The organism is Gordonia sp. GN26 (assembly GCF_054823965.1).
In genome coordinates this window covers 38,053-64,825 of record NZ_JSYC01000003.1, presented here as the reverse complement: position 1 = coordinate 64,825, position 26,773 = coordinate 38,053, and the positions used below count along the sequence as shown (strand labels likewise).

At 68.6% G+C, this 26,773-nt stretch carries 22 protein-coding genes; 13 read left to right on the top strand and 9 right to left on the bottom strand.

Translation table 11 applies throughout. The features are described from left to right. Positions 1 to 110: 110 nt before the first annotated feature. Positions 111 to 1,184, bottom strand: coding sequence for a glycerate kinase family protein (locus tag OK17_RS00790; protein WP_461416378.1), 1,074 nt, complete (start codon positions 1,182 to 1,184; stop codon positions 111 to 113). 149 nt (positions 1,185 to 1,333) lie between these two features. On the opposite strand from OK17_RS00790, the gene OK17_RS00785 reads away from it, so the two are divergent. The 3 genes from OK17_RS00785 to OK17_RS00775 are packed head-to-tail and all read left to right on the top strand — an operon-like array spanning position 1,334 to position 4,619. Then, on the top strand, positions 1,334 to 2,017 hold the full coding sequence (locus tag OK17_RS00785) for a DUF3043 domain-containing protein (RefSeq protein WP_119032668.1): 684 nt from the start codon (positions 1,334 to 1,336) through the stop codon (positions 2,015 to 2,017). A gap of 3 nt (positions 2,018 to 2,020) precedes the next feature. Beyond that, positions 2,021 to 3,808, top strand: coding sequence for a nicotinate-nucleotide--dimethylbenzimidazole phosphoribosyltransferase (cobT, locus tag OK17_RS00780; RefSeq protein ID WP_461416377.1), 1,788 nt, complete (start codon positions 2,021 to 2,023; stop codon positions 3,806 to 3,808). A gap of 25 nt (positions 3,809 to 3,833) precedes the next feature. Next, positions 3,834 to 4,619: an adenosylcobinamide-GDP ribazoletransferase gene (locus OK17_RS00775; protein WP_232716698.1), complete on the top strand. Its 786-nt coding sequence runs from the start codon at positions 3,834 to 3,836 to the stop codon at positions 4,617 to 4,619. Between the two features lie 229 nt (positions 4,620 to 4,848). Here the strand turns inward: OK17_RS00775 and OK17_RS00770 are convergent, their stop codons facing one another. Both OK17_RS00770 and gcvT read right to left on the bottom strand, forming a co-directional pair. Continuing rightward, on the bottom strand, positions 4,849 to 5,955 hold the full coding sequence (locus tag OK17_RS00770) for a branched-chain amino acid aminotransferase (protein ID WP_461416376.1): 1,107 nt from the start codon (positions 5,953 to 5,955) through the stop codon (positions 4,849 to 4,851). Positions 5,956 to 6,042: 87 nt separating this feature from the next. Beyond that, positions 6,043 to 7,146 carry a glycine cleavage system aminomethyltransferase GcvT gene (gcvT, locus tag OK17_RS00765; protein WP_461416375.1) on the bottom strand — a complete coding sequence of 368 codons (1,104 nt, stop codon included), beginning with the start codon at positions 7,144 to 7,146 and terminating at the stop codon, positions 6,043 to 6,045. Positions 7,147 to 7,234: 88 nt separating this feature from the next. Here gcvT and OK17_RS00760 point away from each other — a divergent pair, with 88 nt between their 5' ends. The 6 genes from OK17_RS00760 to OK17_RS00735 all read left to right on the top strand — a co-directional run bounded on the left by OK17_RS00760 (position 7,235) and on the right by OK17_RS00735 (position 14,321). Beyond that, on the top strand, positions 7,235 to 8,788 hold the full coding sequence (locus OK17_RS00760) for a leucyl aminopeptidase (RefSeq protein WP_119032672.1): 1,554 nt from the start codon (positions 7,235 to 7,237) through the stop codon (positions 8,786 to 8,788). Positions 8,789 to 9,007: 219 nt separating this feature from the next. Continuing rightward, positions 9,008 to 10,759, top strand: coding sequence for a 2-oxoglutarate dehydrogenase, E2 component, dihydrolipoamide succinyltransferase (gene sucB, locus OK17_RS00755; RefSeq protein ID WP_461416374.1), 1,752 nt, complete (start codon positions 9,008 to 9,010; stop codon positions 10,757 to 10,759). Between the two features lie 33 nt (positions 10,760 to 10,792). Beyond that, positions 10,793 to 11,689 (top strand): TIGR01777 family oxidoreductase, encoded by an 897-nt coding sequence (locus OK17_RS00750; protein ID WP_461416373.1) that lies wholly within the window; start codon positions 10,793 to 10,795, stop codon positions 11,687 to 11,689. Then, positions 11,686 to 12,402, top strand: coding sequence for a lipoyl(octanoyl) transferase LipB (gene lipB, locus OK17_RS00745; RefSeq protein WP_461416372.1), 717 nt, complete (start codon positions 11,686 to 11,688; stop codon positions 12,400 to 12,402). Before OK17_RS00750 ends, lipB begins: the two co-directional genes overlap by 4 nt. Further along, complete coding sequence (lipA, locus tag OK17_RS00740; RefSeq protein WP_232716691.1) at positions 12,399 to 13,511, top strand: lipoyl synthase; 1,113 nt, start codon at positions 12,399 to 12,401, stop codon at positions 13,509 to 13,511. Before lipB ends, lipA begins: the two co-directional genes overlap by 4 nt. Positions 13,512 to 13,577: 66 nt before the next feature. After that, entirely contained in the window at positions 13,578 to 14,321 is a 744-nt protein-coding gene (locus OK17_RS00735) for a DUF4191 domain-containing protein (protein WP_006867850.1), read from the top strand. Positions 14,322 to 14,504: 183 nt separating this feature from the next. Here OK17_RS00735 and OK17_RS00730 read toward each other — a convergent pair whose 3' ends face one another. Next, positions 14,505 to 15,008: an RDD family protein gene (locus tag OK17_RS00730; RefSeq protein WP_461416371.1), complete on the bottom strand. Its 504-nt coding sequence runs from the start codon at positions 15,006 to 15,008 to the stop codon at positions 14,505 to 14,507. A 324-nt stretch (positions 15,009 to 15,332) separates the two neighbouring features. Here OK17_RS00730 and glnA (OK17_RS00725) point away from each other — a divergent pair, with 324 nt between their 5' ends. After that, positions 15,333 to 16,766, top strand: a complete 1,434-nt coding sequence (glnA, locus tag OK17_RS00725) for a type I glutamate--ammonia ligase (RefSeq protein WP_232716689.1) — start codon at positions 15,333 to 15,335, stop codon at positions 16,764 to 16,766. Between the two features lie 13 nt (positions 16,767 to 16,779). Here glnA (OK17_RS00725) and OK17_RS00720 read toward each other — a convergent pair whose 3' ends face one another. Next, positions 16,780 to 18,309 carry an MFS transporter gene (locus OK17_RS00720; protein ID WP_461416370.1) on the bottom strand — a complete coding sequence of 510 codons (1,530 nt, stop codon included), beginning with the start codon at positions 18,307 to 18,309 and terminating at the stop codon, positions 16,780 to 16,782. Between the two features lie 97 nt (positions 18,310 to 18,406). On the opposite strand from OK17_RS00720, the gene OK17_RS00715 reads away from it, so the two are divergent. Beyond that, on the top strand, positions 18,407 to 19,177 hold the full coding sequence (locus OK17_RS00715; protein ID WP_461416369.1) for a TetR/AcrR family transcriptional regulator: 771 nt from the start codon (positions 18,407 to 18,409) through the stop codon (positions 19,175 to 19,177). 79 nt (positions 19,178 to 19,256) lie between these two features. Further along, positions 19,257 to 19,442 (top strand): hypothetical protein, encoded by a 186-nt coding sequence (locus OK17_RS00710; protein ID WP_006867855.1) that lies wholly within the window; start codon positions 19,257 to 19,259, stop codon positions 19,440 to 19,442. 22 nt (positions 19,443 to 19,464) lie between these two features. On the opposite strand, the gene OK17_RS00705 is transcribed toward OK17_RS00710, so the two are convergent. The 4 genes from OK17_RS00705 to glnA (OK17_RS00690) form a co-directional block, all read right to left on the bottom strand. Next, the gene (locus OK17_RS00705; RefSeq protein WP_232716686.1) at positions 19,465 to 20,124 is read right to left on the bottom strand and encodes a biliverdin-producing heme oxygenase; all 660 of its coding nucleotides are present in this window, start codon (positions 20,122 to 20,124) and stop codon (positions 19,465 to 19,467) included. Continuing rightward, positions 20,121 to 21,071 (bottom strand): endonuclease/exonuclease/phosphatase family protein, encoded by a 951-nt coding sequence (locus tag OK17_RS00700; protein WP_461416368.1) that lies wholly within the window; start codon positions 21,069 to 21,071, stop codon positions 20,121 to 20,123. Before OK17_RS00700 ends, OK17_RS00705 begins: the two co-directional genes overlap by 4 nt. A gap of 27 nt (positions 21,072 to 21,098) precedes the next feature. After that, positions 21,099 to 24,110: a bifunctional [glutamine synthetase] adenylyltransferase/[glutamine synthetase]-adenylyl-L-tyrosine phosphorylase gene (locus OK17_RS00695; protein WP_232716684.1), complete on the bottom strand. Its 3,012-nt coding sequence runs from the start codon at positions 24,108 to 24,110 to the stop codon at positions 21,099 to 21,101. A gap of 66 nt (positions 24,111 to 24,176) precedes the next feature. Beyond that, on the bottom strand, positions 24,177 to 25,517 hold the full coding sequence (glnA, locus tag OK17_RS00690; protein ID WP_040536757.1) for a type I glutamate--ammonia ligase: 1,341 nt from the start codon (positions 25,515 to 25,517) through the stop codon (positions 24,177 to 24,179). Positions 25,518 to 25,845: 328 nt separating this feature from the next. Between glnA (OK17_RS00690) and panB the strand changes: the two genes are divergently transcribed. Next, positions 25,846 to 26,700, top strand: coding sequence for a 3-methyl-2-oxobutanoate hydroxymethyltransferase (gene panB / locus OK17_RS00685; RefSeq protein WP_461416367.1), 855 nt, complete (start codon positions 25,846 to 25,848; stop codon positions 26,698 to 26,700). Positions 26,701 to 26,773: the final 73 nt, after the last annotated feature.

Genomic DNA, 26,773 nt, shown 5'->3' with positions numbered 1-26,773 from the left:
CAGCGAAAGACACGACGGCCCGTCGCACGCCGCTCTCTCCCCGGACCAACGCTCATTCCAGCCGGCCGAGTAGCGCCGACCGAGCGCAGCGAGGGTGCCGCATATCGAGGTCAATCCCCGACGAACGACCCGGCGACCGTTTCCGCGAGCTTCACGAGCTGGTTCTCTGCGTCGTTCATCGCGACCTGGACCGATCCGGCGACGTCGACGATGGCGTGCGCACCCGCGATGCCGGCCTCCTCGATCCGGGCCGGGGACAGCGCGACCTGTCCCGCCAGGACCAGCGTCTGCGCCCCGGCACCCCCTGCGCCCGTCGTCGACGCGGCATTGTGCAGGGCCGATACGACCTTCCCGCGGAGTGTCTGGGAGTCGAACCTGCCCTCGCCGGTGACGACGAGGTCGGCGGCCGCGACATCGGCGTCGAGGTCGGTGGCCTCGGCGACGACGGTCGCCCCGGACACGCGCCCGCCGCCCAGCGCGAGGAGCGCGGCGCCGAGCCCACCCGCGGCACCGGCACCGGCGTCGGCGGTGATGTCGCGCCCGGCGAGCTCGTTCAAGGTGATCGACCATTCGGTGAGGCGCTTCTCCAGGAGTTCGACGGTCTCGGGGTCGGCCCCCTTCTGCGGCCCGAACACCGCGGCCGCACCCAGCGCACCGAGCAGGGGGTTCTCGACATCCGACGCCACGACGATCTCGATCCCGGCGAGTCGCTCGCGCGCCTCTTCCGGGCCGCCGAGTGCGTCGACGAGCCCCGCACCGCCGTCGGTGGTCGAGCTGCCGCCGAGTCCGACGACGAGGCGTCGTGCGCCGTGCGCCAGGGCAGCCGCCACGAGTTCGCCGACGCCGTGTGTTGTCGCCGCGACCGCGGTACGCGGGGTCGGCCGGCCGCCCAGCTGGTGGAGACCGCAGGCCTGGGCGCATTCGACGTAGGCGGTCGACGACGCGGCGTCGAAGAGCCAGTGCGCGGTGACGCCGGCGCCGAGCGGACCGTGCACCTCCTCGGCGACGAGGGTGCCGAACCGCGAGGCCAGGACGTCGACGAATCCCGGTCCGCCGTCGGATTGCGGTGCGAGGACGAGGGTGTCGTCGGGTCGGGCGGCCGCCCAACCGCGGGCGATGGCGTTCGCGGCCACGACGGCGGACATGGTGTCGCCGAAGGAATCCGGCGCGATCAGGATGTGCAGGCGCCGACTTCCGTCCCGGGTCATGAGCACGAAGTATAGGAGCGCCACCGCCACCCGGCAGGGCGACCGATTCGGGTGCAGGTGAGGGTCCACCGAAAAGCGACGACCACGCGTTTCGACCGCAACCGCGATCACCTACCCTCGTAGGCGTGAAGCTGCCATGGAAGAAGGACGAGACGTCGGAGGAATCCGGCGAGAGCACGGTGACCACGTACGCCGCCGACGACGCGGCCACCGAGGACTCCGCGCCGGCCAAGGGCAGCAAGACCACCCCCGGAAAGGGCCGTCCGACCCCCAAGCGCCGTGAGGCCGAGAAGCGCCGTGGGCCTGTCGCGCCGCCGCCGACCAACCGGTCCGAGGCACGCGCGCGCAAGAAGGAACTGAAGAACACGCTCTCCAAGGACGAGAAGAAGCAGCTCGCCGCGGAGCGCCGCGCCAAGCGCCTCGAGCAGCGTGAGCGGATGATGGAGGGCGACGAGGCCTACCTCATGCCCCGCGACAAGGGCCCGGTCCGTCGCTACACCCGCGACATCGTCGACGCGCGCCGCAACTTCGCCGGCCTGTTCATGCCGTTCGCGATCCTGCTGATCGTGCTGATGTTCATGGTCCCGCAGGCAGCCGGGCTCACCAACCTGATCCTCGTGGCCTTCGTCGTCCTGATGGCCGTCGACGGTTTCATCCTCGGTCGTCTCGTGAATCGCCGTGTCGCCGAACGTTATCCGGACTCGCAGGACGGCGGCTTCAAGCTCGGCTGGTACGCCTTCACCCGTGCGATGCAGCTGCGGAAGATGCGTGCACCCAAGCCCTCGGTGTCGCGCGGCGACGAAGTCTGATCGATGGCCGATCGCGCTATGCGCACACTCGTCCTGGGCGGTGTGCGTTCGGGTAAATCCGCATACGGCGAGTCGTTGCTTCGGGCGCATCAGCAGATCCGATACCTGGCCACCGGTCCGGTGACCACGACCGACGCCGAGTGGACGGCACGGGTCAACACCCACAAGCAGCGCCGGGACGCCCGCTACACCACGATCGAGACCACCGATCTCGCCGCGGCCCTCCGCGCGGCACCCGACATCCCGGCCCTGGTCGACGACCTCGGCAGCTGGCTCACCGCGCGGATCGATGCCGTCGACGGCTGGGACTCCGGTTCGGAGATCGACCTCGACGCCGACATCACCGAGCTCTGCGACGCGCTGCGGGCGATGAGCGCCGACGTGGTGCTGATCAGTTCCGAGGTCGGCCTGTCCCTGGTTCCCCCGACGCCGGCCGGCCGGTTGTTCCAGGACCTGCTCGGCATCCTGAATTCCGCGGTGGCACAGGCGTGCGACCGGGTGTCCCTCGTGGTCGCGGGCCGCGTGCTCGACCTGCCCGGCTCGTCCGTCGAAGATCACACCGGCGCACCGGTTTCCGCGGCACCGTCCGGTCCGCCCGCTCCCACCCCCGCGCCGGTCACGACAGCACCGGTGGCGACCCCCGCCCCGGTCACGCCCGGACCGGTCGCCGAGCCGACACCCGTCACCACTGCGGGTGAGCTCCCCGATCCCACCGACGCCGAGGTCTTCGACCCGATCACTCCCCCGAGCGAGGCGGTCGCCTTCGAGGCCCGCGAGCGCCAGAAGACGCTCACCAAGCCGCCGGGTTCGCTGGGTCGCCTCGAGGAGATCGGGGTCTGGATCTCCGCGTGCCAGGGCCAGTGTCCGCCCGCGCCGATCACCTCGCCGAGCGTTGTCGTCTTCGCCGGCGATCACGGCGTCGCCCGCGGCGGCGTCTCGGCGTTCCCGCCCGAGGTGACCGCGCAGATGGTCGCCAACATCGAGTCCGGCGGCGCCGCGGTCAACGTCATGGCTGCCCGCGTCGGTGCTTCGGTGACGGTCGTCGACATGTCCGTCGACGCCCACACCGCGCCCCATCTGTCGACCTTCAAGGTCCGCCGCAGCAGCGAGGACCTGCGCACCACCGACTCCATCACCCTCGCCGAGGCCCGCGCCGCGCTGGCCGCCGGTCGCGCGATCGCCGACCGGCTCGTCGACTCGGGCAGCGACCTGCTGATCGCCGGCGAGATGGGCATCGGCAACACCACCCCCGCCACCGTCCTCATCGGTGCGCTCACGCGCCGCGAACCGGTCGAGATCGTCGGCCGCGGAACGGGTGTCGACGACCACGGCTGGATGCGCAAGACCGCCGCGATCCGCGACGGCATGCGCCGCGCCCGCAAGGTCGTGCACGACCCGCTTGCCCTCCTCGCCGCCGTCGGGGGCGCCGACCTGACGGCCACCGCGGGCTTCCTCGCGCAGGCCGCGCTCCGCCGCACGCCGGTCATCCTCGACGGTGTCGTTATCACCGCGGCCGCGATGGTCGCCAACGAGCTCGCACCCGGCGCCACGCGCTGGTGGATCGCCGGGCACCGCTCGGTGGAGCCCGCGCATCAGATCGCGCTCGACCACCTCGACCTCGAACCGGTCCTCGACCTGTCGATGCGCCTCGGCGAGGGCAGCGGCGCGGTCCTGGCGCTGCCGGTCGTGCAGTCTGCCGCCGACGTCCTCATCTCGATGGCGACCTTTTCCGAGGCCGGGGTAACTGACCGCGACGATTCGGCCGTACCCGAAGCCGCCGAGACGTCCTGAGACCCATGACACGTCCGGTCGCGCGATGATCTCGCCGCTACGGGCGGTCCGGACCGCACTGTGCTGGATGACGGTTCTGCCGGTCGGCACGGGTACCGACCCGGACCAACCACCGGATCGCGCGGTGGGCGGTGCGGTGATGTCCGCACTCCCCGTTGTCGGCATCGTGGTGGGTGCCGCGGCCGCAGCCCTCGCATTCGGGCTGTCGTTCACCGATCTCCCCACCGCGCTCATCGGCATTCTCGTCGTCGTCCTGGCGGCGGCGCTCACGCGGGGAATGCACCTCGACGGCCTGGCCGACACCGCCGACGGACTCGGTTGTTACGGCCCGCCGGAGCGGATCGCCGAGGTGATGCGCAGCGGGACCGTCGGTCCGTTCGGCGTGGCGACCCTCGTCCTCACACTCGGGGTACAGGCCGCCGGGTCGACCGACCTTGTCGGCGAATCACGGTGGTACGAGCTCGCTTTCGCCATCGCCCTGGGTCGGCTGGGAGCCGTGGTCGGCACCCGACGATCCATCTCCCCCGCTCACCCGAACGGCTTCGGCGCCCTCGTCGCCGGTACGCAGCGGGTCTCGATCCCGGTGTGGTGCCTGGTCGCCGCCGCAGCCACGGTGCCGATCGGACTGCACGACAACGGGTTCGACGTAGCCGCGGTGGTACAGGCGCTCGTCGTCGTCCTCGCGGTCGTGGTGTTCGCGTGGGCGTTCACACGGCACTGCGCACGCCGCATGGGCGGGCTCAACGGCGACGTCCTGGGGGCGACCATCGAACTAGGCGTCGCCGTCGCGCTCGTCGGACTGCTGGTCTGACGATTCGGAGATCCCTTGCGCGAGCGGGACCCCGCCCTGCTCCCTGAGCCGCGAGCGCGACCCCTCTGCTCCCCGAGGTGCGAGCGCGACCCCCCTCTGCTCCCTGAGGTGCGAGCGCAGCGAGCCACGAAGGGCCGGCGACGTCATGTCACCAAGCCTTTCGTGGCTCGTCGATTACGCTCCTCGCACTCAGGCACCAACCGGGTGGCCCGGCCTGAGTGCGTCTTGCTCAGGCTCGGTAGAGCTCCGTCATCCACCCGTGGGTGTCGGCGAAGGTGCCACGCTGGATGCCCGTGAGGGTGTCGCGGAGGGCCTGGGTGACCTCACCGGTCTGACCGTTGTTGATCGTGTAGTCCTCGCCCACGCCCTTGACGTGACCGACCGGGGTGATCACCGCAGCGGTGCCACAGGCGAAGACCTCGGTGATGTCGCCCGAGGCGACGCCCTTGCGGAGTTCCTCGGTGGTGATCTTGCGTTCCTCGACCGCGAAGCCGGCGTCGGTGGCCAGCGTCAGCAGCGACGAGCGGGTGATGCCCGGGAGGAGCGAACCCGACAGTTCCGGGGTCACGAGGCGGGCGTCGGCGCCGGAGCCGAACACGAAGAACAGGTTCATGCCGCCCATCTCCTCGATGTAGCGGCGTTCGATCGCGTCGAGCCAGACGACCTGATCGCAGCCCTGCTCGGTGGCCTGACGCTGCGCCAGGAAGGCCGCGGCGTAGTTGCCGCCGCACTTGGCGAAGCCGGTGCCACCCGGAGCGGCGCGCACGTACTCGGTGGAGAGCCACACGCTGACAGGCTTGATGCCGCCGGAGAAGTAGGCGCCGGCCGGCGAGGCGATGACGGAGTAGATGTACTGCGACGACGGCGCATTGACACCGAGACCCGCCTGCGAGGCGAACATGAAGGGCCGCAGGTACAGCGACTCCTCACCGCCGGCCGGCGGAACCCACGCGTTGTCGGCGTCGAGCAGAGCCTTCAGCGATCCGATGAAGTCCTCGATCGGGAGTGCCGGCATGGCGAGACGCTCGGCGCTGCGCTGCATCCGCTCCGCGTTGGCCTCCGGGCGGAACGCGGCGATCGAACCGTCGGGCTGACGGTAGGCCTTGAGACCCTCGAAGACCTCTTGACCGTAATGCAGGACCATCGCCGAGGGATCCAGTGCGATCGGTCCGTACGGCCGTACCTGCGCGTTGTGCCAGCCCTTGTCCGCGTCGTAGTCCACCATCACCATGTTGTCGGTGAAGTGGCGGCCGAATCCCGGGGCGGAGAGAATCTCCGCGCGACGGTTCTCCGACACCGGATGGGGATGCTCGGTACGGTTGAACTCCAAGGTCATGGGGCCCATGGTACCGCTGGCCGCAAAAGCATTTCCGCGGCCGTCCGATGCGTGTGAGGCGGCCCATGGACCTGCGTCACATCGCGGTCACACGTGCGAGGGCACGAACGGCGGGATGACGACCTCGCACGGGAGATCTCGCCCACGCACGTCGACGACCACCTGATCGCCCTTCTTGATTCCCGACGCGGTGTCCAGCAGCGCGAGCGCGATTCCCTGCTTGAGGGTCGGCGAGAACGTGCCCGAGGTGCACACCCCGATCTCCGTGTCCCCCAGCTTGACCGCACAGTCGGCGCGCGGCACGCCGCGGCCGGTGGCCTTCAGTCCGTAGAGGCGACGCGCCGGACCGGCCTCCTTCTCGGCGAGCAGGGCGTCGCGTCCGAAGAACGACGGCTTGTCCCAGCCGACCGCCCAGCTCGACCGCGCCTGGACCGGGGTGATCTCCGGGCTGAGTTCGTGGCCGTGCAGGGCGTAACCCATCTCGGTGCGCAGGGTGTCGCGGGCACCGAGTCCGGCTGCCTGCCCGCCTGCCGCGGTGATCGCCTCGAGCAGCACGTCGAAGACCGCGCCGGCGTCGTCCCAGCGGGGCAGGATCTCGTAGCCGCGTTCACCGGTGTATCCGGTGCGGCACACGCGGACCGGCTTGTCACCGTCGGCGGTGGACAGCTCGGCGTCGGCGAACGCCATGTACTCCATGTCGGCGGGCAGGCCGAGTCCGCCGAGGACCTCCGGTGAGCGCGGCCCCTGCACGGCGAAGACCGCGAAGTCGCGGTGTTGGTCGGTGATCGAGATCCCGTCGGGCGCAACGGCCGACATCTGCGCGACGACGCTCGCGGTGTTCGCGGCGTTGGGGACCAGGAACACCTCGTCGTCGCTCACGAGATAGGTGATGAGGTCGTCGACGACACCACCGGATTCGTTGCAGCACAACGTGTACTGTGCCTTCCCCGGAACGATCTTGCCGAGATCGTTGGTGAGGGTCGAGTTCACGAACGCGGCGGCCCCGGGACCTGAGACCAGCGCCTTGCCGAGGTGGCTGACGTCGAAGATCGCCACGGCCTCGCGGACCGCGGTGTGCTCGGCGACGGTGCCCGCGTAGGACACCGGCATGTTCCAGCCGCCGAACTCGGCGAAACTCGCACCGAGGGCGGCGTGACGGTCGGCGATGGGTCCGGCGAGGAGTTCACTCATGGCCCATACGGTATCGGGCCGCACCCGCCGGCCGGGCCGGTCCCGCGGTCGCCGCCGACATCCGGCGCGCTGTGGCAGAGTTGAGCGGGTGAGCAAGAACGACACCGTCGACCGCGTACGCGGCCCCGAATTCGACCTGTCCACCTCGATCGGCAAGGGCGACGCCGCCCTGGTCATCGGCCTGATCAGCGCGCCGGACGGCGACGAGAAGGCCGACGGCAAGGGTGAGTCCACCGCCGAGCCGACACTCGCCATCGGCGACGGCGTGCTCGACGACGCCCAGGCCGCGGCGATCACCTCCGCGCTGACGGCCCTCGGCGCCGCCGGGAAGCACGGCGAGGTCACCCGCCTCGCCGCACCCGAGTCGCTGCCCGTCGACCTCGTCGTCGCGGTCGGCCTCGGCGACGCCGACAACCTCGACGACGCCGACCAGGTCCGTCAGGCCGCCGGCATCGTCGTCCGCGAACTCGACGGCCTCGAGTCGGTCGCGACCACCCTCTCGTCGGTCGACCTCGCCGCCGCCGCGGAGGGTCTGTTCCTCGGCGCGTACCGGTTCGACGAGTTCCGCTCGGAGTCGTCGAAGCCGAAGAAGACACCGCCGCAACACATCACCCTGCTGGTGGAGTCGAAGTCCAAGGAGGCCAAGGCCGAACTCGAACGCGCGATCGCGGTCGCCGATTCGGTCGCCATCGCCCGCGACTTCGTCAACACCCCGCCCAGCCACCTGTTCCCGGAGGAGTTCGCGGCCCGCGCCCGCACGCTCGGGTCGAAGGCCGGCCTGAAGGTCGAGATCCTCGACGACAAGGAACTCGAGGCGCAGGGTTACGGCGGCATCATCGGCGTCGGCAAGGGCTCCTCGCGTCTCCCCCGCCTCGTCCGCCTGACCCACGCCGGCAAGAAGGCGACCAAGAAGGTCGCCCTCGTCGGCAAGGGCATCACCTTCGACACCGGCGGCATCTCCATCAAGCCGGCCGCGAACATGGACCAGATGACCTCGGACATGGGCGGTGCGGCCGCGGTCATCGCCGCGACCATCCTCGCCGCCCGCCTCGACCTCGACGTCTCGGTCACCGCGACCGTGCCGATGGCCGAGAACATGCCGTCGTCGACGGCCCAGCGTCCCGGCGACGTGCTGACCCAATACGGCGGACGCACGGTCGAGGTCCTCAACACCGACGCCGAGGGCCGGCTGATCCTTGCCGACGCGATCGTGCGCGCGGCCGAGGACGACCCCGACTACCTCATCGACACCGCCACCCTGACCGGTGCTCAGATGGTCGCGCTCGGCACCCGCACCCCAGGCGTCATGGGCACCGACGAGTTCCGCGACCGGGTCGCCGCCCGGTCGGCCGACGTCGGCGAGAACGCCTGGGCCATGCCGTTGCCCGCCGAGCTGCGCGCAGACCTCAAGTCCCGGGTCGCCGACCTCGCCAACGTCACCCCGCACCGCTGGGGCGGAATGCTCGCCGCGGGCATCTTCCTCAAGGAGTTCGTACCGGAGGACGTGCAGTGGGCCCACATCGACATCGCCGGACCGGCATTCAACACCGGCGGCCCGTGGGGCTACACCACCAAGGGCGGCACGGGCGTACCCGTCCGCACGATCGCAGCCGTCCTCGAGGACATCGCGGCCAACGGCTGAGGTGTCATGCCGGCGACGGTTGAGAATCGTTACCCGCGAGTACGAGCCGAATCCGGTCCACGAAGCGGCGTACGGGTAGGGTGATCCGCGGGGACGCGTGGCTGATCCGCCACCCGTCTCGGCGGTCCCCCCGACCGCTTCCCACCCCCGTGCCCACGGAGCACACACCGACGGGCCACCCCCTACAGACCACCACGTCGAGTTCAGGAGTTCACAACGATGGCCTTCTCCGTCCAGATGCCCGCCCTTGGTGAAAGTGTCACCGAGGGGACAGTCACCCGGTGGCTGAAGGAGGAGGGCGACACCGTTGAGGCCGACGAGCCCTTGCTCGAGGTGTCGACCGACAAGGTCGACACGGAGATCCCCGCCCCCACCTCGGGTGTGCTGACCAAGATCCTCGCCCAGGAAGACGACGTCGTCGAGGTCGGTGGCGAACTCGCACTGATCGGCGACGCCGACGAGGCCGGCTCGGACGATTCGGCCGGTGGCGACGAGCCCACCGAGGCCGCCCCCGAGCCCGAACCCGAGGAAGCGGCCGAGGAGCCGTCCACCGAGGAAGAGGCACCCGCCGAGAAGCCCACCGCCGACACCGGTTCCGGTTCGGCCGAGGGCACCGACGTCCTGATGCCCGAGCTCGGCGAGTCCGTCACCGAGGGCACGGTGACCAACTGGCTCAAGGCCGTCGGCGACGAGGTCGCTGCCGACGAACCGCTGCTCGAGGTCTCCACCGACAAGGTCGACACCGAGATCCCCTCGCCGGTCGCCGGCACCCTGCTCGAGATCCTCGCCCAGGAAGACGACGTCGTCGAGGTCGGCGGCAAGCTGGCCGTCATCGGTGACGCCTCGGCCGCGCCGTCCAAGAAGGAGCCGGAGCCCGAACCGGAACCGGAGCCCGAGCCCGAGCCGGAGGCCAAGGAAGAGCCGAAGGAAGAGCCCAAGCCGGAACCGAAGCCCGAGCCCAAGGAAGAGCCGAAGGCGCAGGCCCCCGCCAAGTCGGACCCGCCGACGGTCGAGTCGACTCCGTACGTGACCCCGCTGGTGCGCAAGCTGGCCGCGGAGAACAACATCGACCTGAACTCGATCAAGGGCACCGGCGTCGGTGGTCGTATCCGCAAGCAGGACGTGCTGGCCGCAGCCGAGGCCGCCAAGAAGCCGGCCGCCGCAGCGGAGAAGAAGGCCGAGCCGGCCGCCGCCGCGTCTGCTTCGTCGTCGTCGGCCTCGCCGGAGATCCGTCCGGAGCTCGCCGAGCTGCGCGGAACCACCCAGAAGATCAACCGGATCCGCCAGATCACCGCCAAGAAGACCCGCGAGTCGCTGCAGCAGTCCGCTCAGCTCACGCAGGTGTTCGAGGTCGACATGAGCAAGATCGTCAGCCTCCGCAAGGCCGCCAAGGACAACTTCAAGGCGTCCGAGGGTGTCAACCTGACCTTCCTGCCGTTCATCGCGAAGGCCGTCGTGGAGGCGCTGAAGGCGCACCCGAACGTCAACGCGTCGATCGACGAGGACGCCAAGGAGATCACCTACTACGACAAGGTGCACCTCGGCATCGCGGTCGACACGCCGCAGGGTCTGCTGTCGCCGGTCATCCACAACGCCGACGACCTGTCGGTGGCCGGCCTCGCCCGCGCCATCGCCGACATCGCGGCGCGCGCACGCTCCAACGGCCTCAAGCCCGACGAGCTCGCCGGCGGCACCTTCACCATCACCAACATCGGTAGCCAGGGCGCGCTGTTCGACACCCCGATCCTGGTCCCGCCGCAGGCGGCGATGCTGGGCACCGGTGCGATCGTCAAGCGTCCCGTCGTCATCACCGACGAGGACGGTTCGGAGTCGATCGCGGTGCGGTCGATGTCGTACCTGCCGCTGACCTACGATCACCGCCTCATCGACGGTGCCGACGCGGGCCGCTTCCTCACCACCGTGAAGAAGCGCCTCGAAGAGGCCTCGTTCGCCGCGGACCTGGGTCTCTAGGCAACCGCCGAGCCGACGACGCCGAGGCAAGCGATGCGCATAGCCGTCGCAGGTTCACAGGGCCTCATCGGGAACGCCCTGGTCAAGTCGCTGCGCGCGGCGGGCCACACGGTCATCCGTCTGGTCCGCCGCGAGGCACTCGCCGACGACGAGTTCAGCTGGGATCCCGAGACCATCGGGATGCCGCCGGAGAGTCTCGACGGTGTCGACGCGGTGGTCTCGCTCGGCGGGGTCGGCGTCGGTAACGGCCGGTGGACCGGCCGGTTCAAGCAGGAGTTGCGCGACTCCCGCATCACGCCGACCGAGGTTCTCGCCGAGGCGGTGCGCGACCTGGGCATCCCGACATTCATCAGCGCCAGCGCCACCGGCTACTACGGCGACACCGGAACCCGGGCCGCGGTCGAAACCGACGGTCCCGGTGAGGGTTTCCTCGCCGAGCTGGTGATCGACTGGGAGAAGGCCGCGACCACCAACGTCGGCCCCGACACCCGCGTCGTGTTGCTCCGGACCGCACCGGTCCTCAGCTCCCAGGGCGGTCTGCTCGGCAAGCTCCGTCCGCTGTTCAAACTCGGCCTCGGCGGTCCGATCGGCAACGGCAAGCAGTACTTCTCCTGGATCAGCCTCATCGACGAGGTGCGGGCGATCGAGTTCCTCCTCGACACCCCCGACATCGCCGGCCCGGTCAACCTGAGCGCGCCCGGTTCGCTGCCCTTCGGCGAGTTCTGCAAGGCCCTCGGCAAGGCCGTGCACCGGCCCGCCGTGATGCAGGTGCCCGAGTTCGTGGCACGCCGCGTCGGCGGCGAGATGGCCGAGGAAATGATTCTGTTCAGTCAACGCGTTGAACCCCACGTGCTCACCGACCACGGATTCACGTTCAACCACCCCGAGATCCGCGAGGCCCTGGCCTACGCGATGAAGCCGGCAACATGACCCACCGTTCCGTCCGCGCCGACTCGGCACCTGTCGAGGTCCGGCGCCTGGGCACCGTCGACTACCGCGATGCCTACGAGATGCAGCACCGACTCGCCACCGAGCGTGCCGACGGCACCCTCGACCACGACGTGCTCCTCCTGCTCGAACATCCGTCGACCTACACCGCGGGCAAGCGCACCGAGGATGCCGACCGCCCCACCAACGGCGCGCCCGTCATCGACGTCGACCGCGGCGGCCGCATCACCTGGCACGGACCGGGACAGCTCGTCGGCTACCCGATCGTGAAGCTCGCCGAGCCGCTCGACGTCGTCGAATACGTACGCCGACTGGAGAGCGCCCTCATCTCCGTGTGCGCCGGCCTCGGCGTCACCACCGGACGCGTCGAAGGACGTTCGGGCGTGTGGATCGTCGACGACGCGGGTGAGCGCAAGCTCGGCCAGATCGGCATCCGCGTCGCACGCGGCGTCGCGCTGCACGGGTTCGCACTCAACATCGACCCGGACATGTCGGCCTTCGAGGCCATCGTGCCGTGCGGGATCGCCGACGCCGGCGTCACCTCGCTGTCGCGTGAACTGGCACAACCGATCTCGGTCGCCTCTCTTCTCGACACCGTCGCGGCCGATGTGCTCGACGCCCTGGACACCCCGCGGGAGGCCGCTCCGACGGCGTCCGAGGGGCCGGCGACTGCGAGCGTAGGATCGGTCCGGTGACCGCGTCCCCCCTCACCCCCGGACCCGGTGCCCCCGACGCCACACCCCCGGCCTCGGCACCCGCACCGAAGACCCCCGCACCCCAGAGCAGCGCTCCCGCCTCGCCCGCTCCCGAGGGCCGTAAGTTGCTGCGCCTCGAGGTGCGCAACGCGCAGACCCCGATCGAGCGCAAGCCCAGCTGGATCAAGACCCGCGCGACGATGGGCCCGGAGTTCACCGAACTCAAGGGACTCGTCAAGCGCGAGGGCCTGCACACCGTCTGCGAAGAGGCCGGCTGCCCCAACATTTACGAATGCTGGGAAGACCGCGAGGCCACCTTCCTGATCGGCGGCGAGCAGTGCACCCGACGCTGCGACTTCTGCCAGATCGACACCGGTAAGCCCGCCGAACTCGACCGTGACGAGCCGCGTCGCGTCGCCGAGAGCGTCCAGGCCATGGGTCTGCGCTACTCGACGATCACCGGCGTCGCCCGTGACGACCTACCCGACGAGGGTGCGTGGCTCTACGCCGAGACCGTCCGCGCCATCCACCGGCTCAACCCCGGCACCGGCGTCGAGAACCTGATCCCGGACTTCCACGCCAAGCCCGATCTGCTGGCCGAGGTCTTCGAGGCCCGGCCCGAGGTGCTGGCCCACAACCTCGAGACGGTGCCCCGCATCTTCAAGCGCATCCGTCCGGCGTTCCGGTACGAGCGCTCCCTCGAGGTCATCACGGCCGCTCGCGATTTCGGCCTGGTGACCAAGTCGAACCTGATCCTCGGGATGGGCGAGACCCCCGAAGAGGTGCAGTCGGCGATCATCGACCTCCACGAGGCCGGTTGCGACATCCTGACGATCACCCAGTACCTGCGTCCCTCGCCGCGGCACCATCCCGTCGAGCGGTGGGTCAAGCCGGAGGAGTTCGTCGACCATTCGGAGTTCGCCCAGGAGATCGGCTTCGCCGGAGTCATGGCCGGGCCGCTGGTGCGCTCGTCCTACCGTGCGGGGCGTCTGTACGCGCAGGCCATGGCCCATCACGGCCGGGAGATCTCGCCCGCCCTGGCGCATCTCGCCGCCGAGGGTTCGGCCAGCCAGGAGGCGTCCAGCCTGATGGCCCGCCTCGCGCGCTGACCGCGCCCGCACCCCGCCTGCCGACCATGCGGCAGGTCACCAGACGACCGGACGTAAACTGGCCGTATGGCAAAGGCGCAGTCCGTGAGCAAGGAAGCAAAGGCCGCTAAGAAGCAGGCCCGCAAGGCTGCATCGAAGGAACGGCGCCAGCAGTTGTGGCAGGCGTTCCAGATGCAGCGCAAGGAAGACAAGCGACTCATCCCCTACATGGTGGGTGTGATCGTCCTGTCCATCGCCGTGTTCACCGGGCTCGGCTTCCTGCTGGGTTCGCCTTGGCTGCTGATCCCGCTCGGCGTCGTGCTGGGTGTGCTCGGCGCGTTCATCCTGTTCGGCCGTCGTGTGCAGAAGAACGTCTACACCAAGGCCGAGGGACAGCCCGGTGCCGCAGGCTGGGCGCTGGGCAACATGCGCGGCCAGTGGCGCGTCGCCCAGGCCGTCTCGGGTACCTCGCACCTCGACGCCGTGCACCGCGTGATCGGCAAGCCGGGCGTGATCCTCGTCGGTGAGGGCTCCCCCACCCGCGTGAAGTCCCTGCTGAACCAGGAGAAGAAGAAGGCCGCCCGCGTCGTCGGCGACACCCCGATCTACGAGATCATGGTCGGCAACGACGACGGCCAGGTCCCGCTGTCCAAGCTCGAGCGGCACATCAACAAGCTGCCCAGCAACATCGACCGCAAGCGCATGGAGACCCTCGAGGGTCGTCTCGCCGCACTCAGCAGCAAGGCCCCCGGCCCCGGTATGCCCAAGGGCCCGCTGCCCGGCAACGCGAAGATGAAGAGCATGCAGCGCACCGCGCGTCGTCGCGGCTGACGCGAGACCCACCACCTACGAAGAAACCCACGACCCGCTCGGGTCGTGGGTTTTCTCGTCGTTGCTGAAACCCGCCCCCAGAAAGCACCCTGCACAGCTACGCCGACGGCGTGACGTCGCCCGTCGTTCGCTGGAGGGACGATCTCAGAGGTGCATCTCAGGGGCGGTTTTCGGACCTGCGGCTCAGCGGGTCCGGAGCATCGCCGTTCCGGTGGCGCGGTCGTGCAGCGCGCGACCGTTGTAGTCGTTGATCAGGGCCGGCACCAGGAACACCATCAACAGCTGACGGAAGAACGCCCGCACGATGCCGACGGCCGCCGGGCTCTCCTTGCCGGCGGCCTCGGCGGCGTTGCGCTCGACCCCGTAGTCGACGCGGGCCACGCGCATGCCGACGGCGAACTGGCCGGGGGTGAAACCGAACAGCGAGACCGCGAAGACGCCCATCACGAACCAGATACCGAGCTGGGTGGTGCCCAGGACAGAGGACTCGAACCCGACGAAGAGGATCGCGAGGCCCCCGGCGATCAACCAGTCGACGAGGAGTCCGGCCACGCGCGGCCACCCGGTGGCCAGCGAGCCCGGCCCGGACGCGGGCAGACCGAGGTCCTGACCGCGGAAATCGTTGTCGACGCCGTCGCCGGGACCGATCTGCGGTCCCGACAGCCAGGAACCGGTTACTCGTCCCATCGTGATGACTCCTCTCGCGGCCGCGGCGCGTCGTCGACGACCACGGCGTTCAATGTGGTCCATCGTAGTCGGGGCCGTTACCCCTACCGCCCGCCCCGGTCGCCGCAGCGGGCTAGGGTGGGAACTGCCGAGTGCGTTCACCGAGGTATGAGCCGTGTGTCGCCAAGAACACCGGGTGTGTAACACGGGGGAAACACGGACTTGACGCCTGGGCAACTTCGCCTCCATACGGTTGCCGCTGAGATCCGCTGCTGTTTCTCGGTGGCGGATGTGTGTGGCGTGTCAGTACCACTGACCACCCGATCACGAAGGAGTCACCGCACGGTGTACAGCAGTAAAGAAGAACTACTCGAGGGCATCAAGAAGGAAGGTGTCGAGTACGTCGACATCCGATTCTGCGACCTGCCCGGTGTCATGCAGCACTTCTCGATCCCCGCTTCGGCGTTCGACGAGAGCGTGTTCGAGGACGGTCTGGCATTCGACGGTTCGTCGGTGCGCGGCTTCCAGTCGATCAACGAGTCGGACATGATGCTGCTGCCCGACCCGGCCACCGCGCGGATCGATCCTTTCCGCAAGGCGAAGACGATGAACATCAGCTTCTTCGTCCACGACCCGTTCACCCGCGAGGCCTACAGCCGCGACCCGCGTAACGTCGCCCGCAAGGCCGAGGACTACCTGGCCTCGACCGGCATCGCCGACACCTGCTTCTTCGGCGCAGAAGCCGAGTTCTACATCTTCGACTCGGTGTCCTTCGGCTCGGAGATGAACGGCACCTTCTACGAGATCGAGTCGGAGTCGGGCTGGTGGAACACCGCCGCGCCGACCGATCCCGACGGCAGCCCCAACCTGGGCTACAAGGTCCGCCCCAAGGGTGGTTACTTCCCGGTTGCTCCGTACGACCACTACGTCGACCTGCGCGACGAGATGTCGACCAACCTGACCAACTCGGGCTTCGAGCTCGAGCGCGGCCACCACGAGGTCGGCACCGCGGGCCAGGCGGAGATCAACTACAAGTTCAACACGCTGCTCCACGCAGCCGATGACGTGCAGCTGTTCAAGTACATCATCAAGAACACCGCATGGCAGAACAACAAGTCGGTCACCTTCATGCCGAAGCCGCTCTTCGGTGACAACGGCTCGGGCATGCACGCCCACCAGTCGCTGTGGAAGGACGGCAAGCCGCTGTTCCACGACGAGGCCGGCTACGCAGGCCTGTCGGATCTGGCTCGCTACTACATCGGCGGCATCCTGCACCACGCCCCGTCGCTGCTGGCGTTCACCAACCCGACGGTCAACTCCTACAAGCGTCTGGTCCCGGGCTACGAGGCCCCGATCAACCTGGTCTACAGCCAGCGCAACCGTTCGGCCTGTGTGCGTATCCCGATCACCGGCAACAACCCGAAGGCCAAGCGCCTCGAGTTCCGTTGCCCGGACAGCTCGGGCAACCCGTACCTGGCGTTCGCGGCCATGATGATGGCCGGCCTGGACGGCATCAAGAACAAGATCGAGCCGCACGAGCCGGTCGACAAGGACCTCTACGAGCTCCCGCCGGAGGAGGCCAAGTCGATCCCGCAGGCGCCGACCTCGCTCGCCGCTGTCATCGACCGCCTCGAAGAGGATCACGAGTACCTCACCGCCGGTGGCGTGTTCACCGAGGACCTCATCGAGACCTGGATCGCGCTGAAGCGTGAGAACGAGATCGAGCCGGTGCAGATCCGTCCGCACCCGTACGAGTTCTCGCTCTACTACGACTGCTGATCCCAGCACTCGACTACGACGCCCCGTCCGCGTTCTCGCGGACGGGGCGTTCGTCGTCTGCGGGGGCTTCTGCAGACTCCTCGCCCCGGAGCATCCACACCGCCAGCGCAGCCGAGACGACGAGGACGCCGGCACCCGTCCATGCGGCGACGACGAGTCCGTCGACGAAAGCGTGCCGGGCGGCGTCGAGCACCGCGGCACCCTGATCGCCGGGGAGGTGCCGCACCGTCGCGACCGCACCTGCGAGGCTCCGTGAGGCCTCCCCCTCGGCCAGCCCGGAGGGGAACGAGGTTCGGAACACGGCGTTGACGACGCTGCCCAGGATCGCGATGCCGAGCGCGCCACCGAACTCGCTCGAGGTCTCCAGCAGCCCCGAGGTCGCGCCCGCCCGCTCGGCCGGGGCGATACCGACCACATAGTCGGCGATCATCGACGTCGTCGCGACGATCCCGGCGGCCAACACCGACGCCCCGACCATGATCGGGAGTATCGAGTCGGTCCCCGTGCAGGTCGCGAGGACCACGAACCCGACCGCACCCGTCACGAGTCCGGCGACGATCACCGCCTGCCGGCCGACCCGTTGCGCGAACACGGCCGCCGCCGGTGCGACCGCGGCCACGGCAACCGACGGCAGCAGGCTCCACAGGGCGGCGCGCAGCGGTGAGTACCCCAGTACCGACTGCAGATACTGCGTCATCAGGATGGCGTTGCCCAGGAGGGCGAACATGCAGATCAGGTTCATCCACATCGAGCCGCCGAACCGGCGCTCGGCGAGCAGTCCGACGTCGACCATCGGTTCGTCGATCCGGCGCTGACGGAGAACGAAGAGCACCCCCGCCAGCACGCCGGCACCGAGGACCGCGAGACGCCCAGGGGTGACGCCGTCGGCGGCGAGGTTCTTGATCGACGCGACCGCCGGCAGCACGGCCGCCAGCGCCAATGCCGCACTGAGGACGTCGATGCGCCGCGACGGGGTGGCGGTGTCGCCGGGCAGCAGCAGCGGTGCGGCAACGAGCAGGGCAGCCATGATCGGCACGTTGATCAGGAAGACCGACCCCCACCAGAAGTGTTCGAGCAGCAGGCCGCTGATGACCGGCCCGACGGCGACACCGCCGGCGAGTACCGCGTTCCAGGCCGCGATGGCCTTGGCACGCTGCCCGGCGTCGACGAAGACGTGGCGGATCATCGCGAGGGTCGACGGCATGAGGGTCGCGCCCGCCACCGCGAGCAGCGCCCGGGCACCGATCAGCATCTCCGCCGACGACGCGAATGCCGCGACCAGCGACGCCACACCGAAGCCGGCCGCGCCGATCATCAGCAGACGCCGATGCCCGACGCGGTCGGCGACCGATCCCATCGTGAGCAACAGACCCGCCAGCACGAACCCGTAGACGTCGAAGATCCAGAGTTGCTGTTCGGGCGTGGGCCCGAGGTCGGCGGCGATGTAGGGCACCGCGAAGAACAGGACGGAGACGTCCATCGAGACGATGAGCATCGGTAGACAGAGTGCGATCAGGGCGAACCACGGGGATCGAGTCGGCATGAGCGTCAGCTTTCTGTATGCAACATAGACTATTTATGTAGTACGCAGATCGTAGGTCCTAACTGTGTATGCCACAAGCAGAAAGTACGATGAGCCCATGCCCGACCCCCGCCACTCCACCCCTGGGACCGAACCGGCGCGCCCGTTCCCCCGCTATCTCGACCTGCTGTGGGGCCGCGACGACCCGACGCCCCGGCGCGGCCCCCGCCCCACCCTGGCCATCCGGGACATCGGCGAGATGGCCGCCGAGATCGCCGACCAGCACGGCGTGGACGCGGTGTCGATGAAGGCGGTCGCGAACGGTCTGGGCCTGACGACGATGTCGCTGTACCGGTACGTCGACAGCAAAGACGATCTGCTCGAGGTCATGATCGACACCGGCTTCGGCCCCTTCGACGCCGACGTGACGGCCACCGGGACCTGGCGGGAGCGGCTCACCGGGTGGGCACTGACGGCCGCCGACGTCGTGCGCCGGCGCCCGTGGCTGGCGACCATTCCCCTACGACGACCGCCGGTCGGCCCCAATGTCCTGTCGTGGTCCGACGCCGGTGTGCGCGCCTTCGAGGACACCGGACTGACCGGGCAGCAGAAGCTCAGCGCACTGCTCGTCGTCGACGGCTTCGTCCGCCACCACGTGCGCCAGGCGAGCCAGATGGGCATGCTCGGCGCCCCGGGCACCACCGGGTCCGTCGAGGACTCCTATGAGCGCCTGGTGACCGAATACGCCCGCCCCGAAGTACTTCCGCATCTCGCCGCGGCGTTCGCCGACCCCGCGATGCAGAACTCCGACGACTTCTTTTCCGCGGAACTGGATTTCGGGCTGACGGTGATACTCGACGGAGTCGAACGTCTCATTGCGAGGACCTGAACAGACGGTGCTGTGATCTACCGCACAAATGTGACTTCTTACTCTGCCAAACCACAAGGTACGGCCTTAGTTTGGTCGCATGACCAGAGATGTGTATGTCGAAGACCTTGTCCCCGGTGACCGCATCAGCCTCGAGGGCACCCCGCGCGTGGTTCGCACCACCAGCCGACTCGACAACAATCAGTTGCGCATCGAACTGGTCAAGGGCAACGACGGCCTCCACGAGGTCGTGCTGGACCGCACCGTCAAGCTCCAGGTGAACTGAACCCCAACAGGTATTGCCGCTCTCAGGCGGCGCTGGCCGAATCGAGATCGCCGAAGACCGCTTGGTTGTGGCCGAATGCGGCAATCGCTTCGTCGACGAGCCGTTCCACCGCAGCGGCGTCGAGCGGTAGGGCGTCGAGCCGTGCGCGATAGGAATCCTTGTAGCGCTTGAGCTTCTCGATCTCGTCGAACGTGTAGAAACTCAGCGCCGAAGCGTCGACGCCGTAGTGCTCACGCATGCGATGGGCCACGACCTGTCCCCCGCTCAGGTCGCCGAGGTATCGCGTGTAGTGGTGTGCCACATAGCGAGCCGGGTCATCTCGTGTGGCCTCGATGGCCTCGACGTACCGCGCGACGGCGGGCAGCGGCGCGAACGCACTCGGGTCGACGCCGAACGACGCCAGATCGGCACCGAGCCTGGGGAGCCGACGCAACTTGTCGTCGATCACGGCACCGGCGATCGGATCGTCGGCGAGCTCGTCGCCGACGGCCTCGAGGGCTTCGTAGACGAAGTAGAGCTGTACAGCCAGCCTCTGGTACTCGCCGCTGTCGAGACGACCCGACATCAGATCGTCGATGAAGGGGGCCGTCTCGGCGCGCTGGTGCGCGGCGGCGGTCGCCTCGCGGAGGCGTTGGGAAATGCTGGGGCCCGCGGTGTCGGGACCGGAGATGCTGGCGCTCATGATGCAATCAGTGATACCACCAGCGCCCGGTGATCGGAACCTGGCAGGTAGTGACTGTCCATCGAGGTGGCCACGAATCCGCGCAGGATGACCCGATCGATGGCGACGAGCGGACGGTTGCCGATCCTCTTGTCCGTCGGATACGTCGGCAGGAAACCCGCGCCCGCCACGTCCGTACCGTCGACGAGCCCGTTGGTCAGCAGCTTGCGGTAGGTCGCGTGGTTCCAGGTGGAGTTGAAGTCGCCGATCGCGATCACCCTGCCCGCGGGCAGATTCGCGAAGTGGTCGGCCAGGATGCCCATGTCATGGAACCAGCCGTCCTTCTCCCCCCACAGCGGCGCGGCCGGGTGAATGGCCAGCACGTGCGTACCGGGTGCACCGGGCAGGTCGGTGCGCGCCTGCAGGTTGTGGAGGATGGTGTCGGGGATGTTGAACCGATCCGACAGGGTCGCCTTCGTGAACAACGCAGTCCCCGCCGCGTACGAATACGGTATGGCGAACTCGTTCGGCAGAAGACGTGCGATCTCGCCGCCGCGGATTCGTTGCAGCGCTTCGGGAGTCACCTCCTGCAGGGAGAGCATGTCGGGATCCGCCTCCGCCACGATCTCCTCCAGCGCTCCGATGTCACCGCCGCCGAAGAGCAGATTGGCGGACACGACGGTGAACTCCTCGCCCTGCGGGGTGCTTGCCGGGATCACCAGCGGGACCTGGGTGTAGGCCAGCACACCGGATGCGACGAGCGCGATCGCCAGCATGAACCAGCGGCGCAACGCGGCGAAGATCGCGACGGCGACAAGGGCCGGGATGAGCGCGAAGGCCACCCCGCTCGTCAGATACAGCGCGACGTTCCCCCGCGAGGGATAGAAGTGCAGCCACACCGCCAGCACCACTCCGGCCAGCATCGCCCAGCCGAGGATGTACGCCGACACCCACAGAAATCTCTTCACTTGTCCCCCCGTACGGCAGCAGCGCTTCTATGCGCCGAAGACCTTGAGCACCACGGCCTTCGCCCGGCGCGTCACCCGCAGGTAGTTCTCCAGGAAGTCCGCGGCCTGGTCCTCCGGCCAGCCTGCCGCATAGGCGATCTGTCGCAACTGCTTGCCCGGGCCCGGCAGCTGGTCGACCGGCTTGCCGCGCACCAGGACCAGCGCGTTGCGCGCCTTGGTCGCGGTGATCCAGGCGTTCTTGAGCAGCGCGACGTCGTTCTCCGACAACAACTCGGCCGCACCGATCGCATCGAGTGATTCCAGCGTCGAGGTGTTGTGGAGGCTGCGGTAGCGGTGGGCGTAGCGCAGCTGCAGCAGCTGCACCGTCCACTCGATGTCGGCGAGTCCGCCGCGGCCCAGCTTCGTGTGTGTGGCCGGATCGGCCCCACGCGGCAGCCGCTCGGCGTCGACGCGGGCCTTGATGCGCCGGATCTCCTTGACCGCCTCGTTGCTGACCCCGCCGACCGGGTAGCGCACGTGGTCGATCATGTGCAGGAAGTCGATACCGAGGGCCTCGTCGCCGGCGACCTGGTGCGCACGCAGCAGCGCCTGCACCTCCCACGCCTGCGCCCACTGGGCGTAGTAGGCGGAATAGGCGGCCAGGGTGCGCACAACCGGGCCGTTGCGCCCCTCCGGACGCAGTCCGGTGTCGACCTCGAGCGGCGGATCGGCGCTCGGGCTGCCGAGCGCCGAACGGACGGTCTCGGCGATGGTCTGTGACCACCGGACGGCCTCGGATTCGTCGGCCTCACGGTCAGGCTGGCACACGAACAGCACGTCGGCGTCCGACCCGTACCCGAGCTCCCCACCACCGAGCCGGCCCATGCCGATCACGGCAATGCGTGCAGGCGCAGGCTTCCCGCGATCCCGTTCGGAGATGTTGATCGCCACCGTCAGTGCGGCGTTGAGGACCGCGGCCCACACGCTCGACAGCGCCTTGCACACGGTCGGAACGTCCATCAGACCGAGCACGTCGGCCGACGCGACGCGGACGAGTTCCGCACGACGGTGCGAACGCGCAACGGCGACAGCCCGTTTCATGTCCTCCTGACGCACGGTCGAGGCGATGAGGCCCTTGGCCACGTCCTCGGGCCGGATGGCGCACAGTTTCGGCCCGTCGGGACCGTCGGAGTACTGGTGGATCACCTCGGGCGAACGCATGAGCATGTTCGCGATGAACTCCGAGGTGCCGAGCACCTTCATCAGGCGCTCGGCGACCACCCCGTCGTCGCGGAGCAGTCGTAGGAACCAGTCCTTGTCCTCGAGCGCCTCGCACAACCGGCGGTAGTTGAGCAGACCGGCGTCGGGATCCGGTGTGTCACCGATGTGTTCGAGCAACTGCGGGAGGATCAGCAGCTGGATCTGACCGCGGCGCCCGGGGGCGTTCGACAACGCTCGGATGTGACTGAGCGCGCGGTCGGGCATGGCGTACCCCAGTGCGGCCAGGCGCCTCTCGGCCGACTCGTCACTCAGCGTCAGCTCGTCGGGCTTGAAACGGGTGACCGCCTCGAGCAGCGGACGGTAGAACAGCTTCTGGTGCAGCCGCCGGACACGGAGGGTCTGATGCCGGATCTGTTCGCGCAGCACTCCGGTCGCGTCGAGCTCACCCTCACGACGGATGTGGGCCGCCCGCGCCAGCCAGCGCAGCCCCTCGGTGTCGTCGGGCTTCGGCAACAGGTGCGTCCGCTTCATCCTCTGCAGCTGCAGCCGATGTTCGAGCAGCCGCAGGAACTGATACGACGCACTGAGATTCGCGCCGTCGTCGCGTCCGACGTAACCACCCGCGGTCAGCGCCGCCAGGGCATCGACCGTCGGCATCACCCGGAGTTCCTCGTCGACGCGGCCGTGGACCATCTGCAGCAGCTGGACCGCGAACTCGACGTCGCGCAGACTTCCCTGTCCCAGTTTGAGATTGCGGTCGCGCTCCCCCTCCGGGACCAGCGATTCGACGCGGCGCCGCATCTTCTGCACCTCGGGCACGAAGTCGGGACGCTCGGCGGCCTTCCACACCATCGGCTTGACCGCCGCGATGTACTCGTTCGCCAGTTCCATGTCGCCGGTCATCGCACGGGACTTCAGCAGCGCCTGGAACTCCCAGGTCTTGGCCCACCGCTCGTAGTACGCCACATGGGAATCCAATGTGCGGGTCAGTGCGCCCGACTTGCCCTCCGGGCGCAGCGCGGCGTCGACCTCGAAGAAGGCCAGCGAACCGATCCGCATCATCTCGCCGGCGATCCGGGAGGCGACACCGTCGGCCGGATCGCTGACGAAGATGACGTCCACGTCGCTCACGTAGTTCAGTTCGCGCGCACCGCATTTGCCCATTGCGATGACGGCGATACGGACCGGGATCGGATCGTCGCCGCACACCTCGGTGAAGGCGACGGCGAGCGCCGCGGTCAGCGCGGCGTCGGCGAGGTCGGACAGGTAGGCGCCAACCTCCGGGAGCCACATCACCGGTTCGTCCTCGACCGTGGAGGCGACGTCGTGCGCGGCCAGCTGCAGGATCAGGTTGCGGTACGCCAGCCGGAGCGCGACCACGGACTTCGGCCCGGTGAGCTTTGCGCGGTAGACGCGGTTGCCCTTCTCGACCTCGCCCGGCACGGCTTCGGCGCCGACCGATTCGAGCATCCGGCGGTCGACCTCGTCGCGGTCGGGCAGCTCCTCGGCGAGCAGCAGACGCCACGTCGAAGGCTCGGCGACGAGATGGTCGGCCAGGGCGTCGGAAGAGCCGATGACGCCGAACAGACGCCCTCGGAACGACTTGTTCGTGCGCAGCGTCGCGTCGATCTCGGACCACTCGTCCTCGACGGCGCCGCGCAGGCGGACAAGCGTGCGGAGAGCGAGGTCGGCGTCGGGTGCCCGCGACAGCGCCCACAGCACGTCGACGGACTCGGGCGTGTTCCAGCCGAGTTCGGCGAGATTCTGCGGCGCGGAGGTGTCGAGCAGACCCAACCGTCCTGCACTGGGTACCGCGCTGCGTCCCGGTCGTCGTGTCACATCACAAAAATAGCGGCCCGACCACCGAAGACGACATCGCGGTCCCGAACAACCGGAACCGACCCCTTACAGCGGCAGGTAGTTCTTCAGCTCGTAGGGGGTGACCATGCTGCGGTAGCCCGTCCACTCACTCCACTTGTTGCGCAGGAAGTAGTCGAAGACGTGCTCGCCGAGGGCTTCCGCGACCAGCTCCGAGTTCTCCATCTTCGTGAGCGCGTCCGCCAGGCTGCCGGGCAGTTCCTGGTACCCCATCGCCCGACGCTCGGCCGTCGTGAGGGCCCAGACATCGTCCTCGGCCTCGTCGGGGAGTTCGTAACCCTCCTCGATGCCCTTCAGGCCGGCGGCCAGCAGGACCGCGAAGGTCAGGTACGGGTTGCAGGCCGAGTCCGGGCTGCGCACCTCGATGCGACGCGACGACGCCTTGTTGGGCGTGTAGAGCGGCAGGCGGATGAGCGCGGACCGGTTGGCGCCGCCCCAGGTCGCGGCGGTGGGGGCCTCACCACCGTGGATGAGACGCTTGTAGCTGTTGACCCACTGGTTGGTGACGGCGCTGATCTCCGACGCGTGGTGCAGGATGCCGGCGATGAACTTCTTGCCGGTGGCCGACAGCTGCATCGGGTCGTCGGGGTTGTGGAAGGCGTTGATGTCGCCCTCGAACAGGCTCATGTGGGTGTGCATCGCCGAACCGGGATGCTCGCTGAACGGCTTCGGCATGAAGGTCGCCCACACGCCCTCGTTGATTGCCACCTCCTTGATGAGGTAGCGGAAGGTCATCACGTTGTCGGCCATCGACAGTGCGTCGGCGTAGCGGAGGTCGATCTCCTGCTGGCCCGGCGCGCCCTCGTGGTGGGAGAACTCGACGGAGATGCCCATCGACTCGAGGGCCTCGATGGCGTGGCGACGGAAGTTGGGCGCGGCGTCGTGGACGGCCTGGTCGAAGTAGCCGCCGGTGTCTGCCGGGGTCGGCACCGAACCGTCGAGCGGCGAGTCCTTGAGCAGGAAGAACTCGATCTCGGGGTGCACGTAGCAGCTGAAGCCGAGGTCGGCGGCCTTGTTGAGCTGGCGACGCAGCACGTGGCGCGAATCGGCCCAGCTCGGGGTGCCGTCGGGCATCGCGATGTCGCAGAACATACGAGCCGAGTGGTGGCGGCCGGCCGAGGTGGTCCACGGCAGGATCTGGAAGGTCGACGGGTCGGGCTTGGCGACGGTGTCCGCCTCCGACACACGGGAGAAGCCCTCGATGGCCGAGCCGTCGAAGCCGATGCCCTCGGAGAAGGCACCCTCGAGTTCGGCCGGCGCGATCGCCACGGACTTCAGATATCCGAGTACGTCGGTGAACCACAGTCGAACGAAACGGATGTCGCGCTCTTCGAGGGTCCGCAGCACGAATTCCTTTTGGCGATCCATGGTCGCCGACATTAGAAGTCGGCTGTTAAATCCGTGTTACACGCATAACACCAACTCGCTGTCCTGCGGGTTTACCGAGGTCGTCCCATCATATGGGACACAAATTTGCCCGGGCTGGGAAGGCCCGGAGCAGCCAGGATGCGACCACCGCGCGACAACCGTCGCGGAACGTGCCGATTCCACGCCCGGATCGGTGTGATCAATTGCATAACCAGGGCCGGTTACACAACATATCCGCGGTGACACAATGGCGCTTGTCCGTGTTCAACCCGGGTACCCGCCGCGCCCCTTCGGGCCAGCCGGGACTCGAGGCAGAAAAGAGACAACGATGTCCGAATCCTCGGTTTATGGTGCATCCACCTCCACCGCTGCCGCCGGCGCCCCCAAGCGTCGTGTGACCCGCATCCACCACCTCGCCCAGATGAAGTCCGAGGGCGAGAAGTGGCCGATGCTCACCGCCTACGACTACTCGACCGCGCGCATCTTCGACGCCGCCGAGATCCCGGTGCTGCTCGTCGGCGACTCGGCGGCCAACGTCGTCCTCGGCTACGACACCACCATCCCGGTGAGCGTCGACGAGATGATCCCGCTGATCCGCGCCGTGGTGCGCGGTGCCCCGCATGCGCTCGTCGTCGCCGACATGCCCTTCGGCAGCTACGAGATCGGGCCGCAGCACGCCCTGGAAAACGCCTTCCGGATCTTCAAGGAGACCGGCGCACATGCGGTCAAGCTCGAGGGCGGCGAGCGCGTCGCCCCGCAGATCGCGGCGCTGACCGCCGCCGGCATCCCGGTCATGGCGCACATCGGGTTCACCCCGCAGAGCGTGAACGGCCTGGGCGGCTTCCGCGTCCAGGGTCGTGGCGACGGTGCCGACCAGCTCATCGCCGACGCCATCGCGGTCCAGGAGGCCGGTGCCTTCTCGGTCGTCATGGAGATGGTCCCCGCCGAGCTGGCCGGTCAGATCACCCGCAAGCTGACGATCCCGACCGTCGGCATCGGTGCAGGCAACGAGACCGACGCCCAGGTGCTGGTCTGGCAGGACATGGCCGGCCTCACCCACGGCAAGACCGCGAAGTTCGTCAAGCGCTTCGCCGACGTGGGTTCCGAATTGCGTTCGGCCGCCGAGCAGTACGCCGACGAGGTCCGTCGCAGCGTCTTCCCCGGCCCCGAGCACAGCTACTGAGCGGCGATCCGTAGAAGTTGTGGACGCGCCATATCCCCACGACTTCTACGGAATCCCGGTTGCGCCTAGGCTC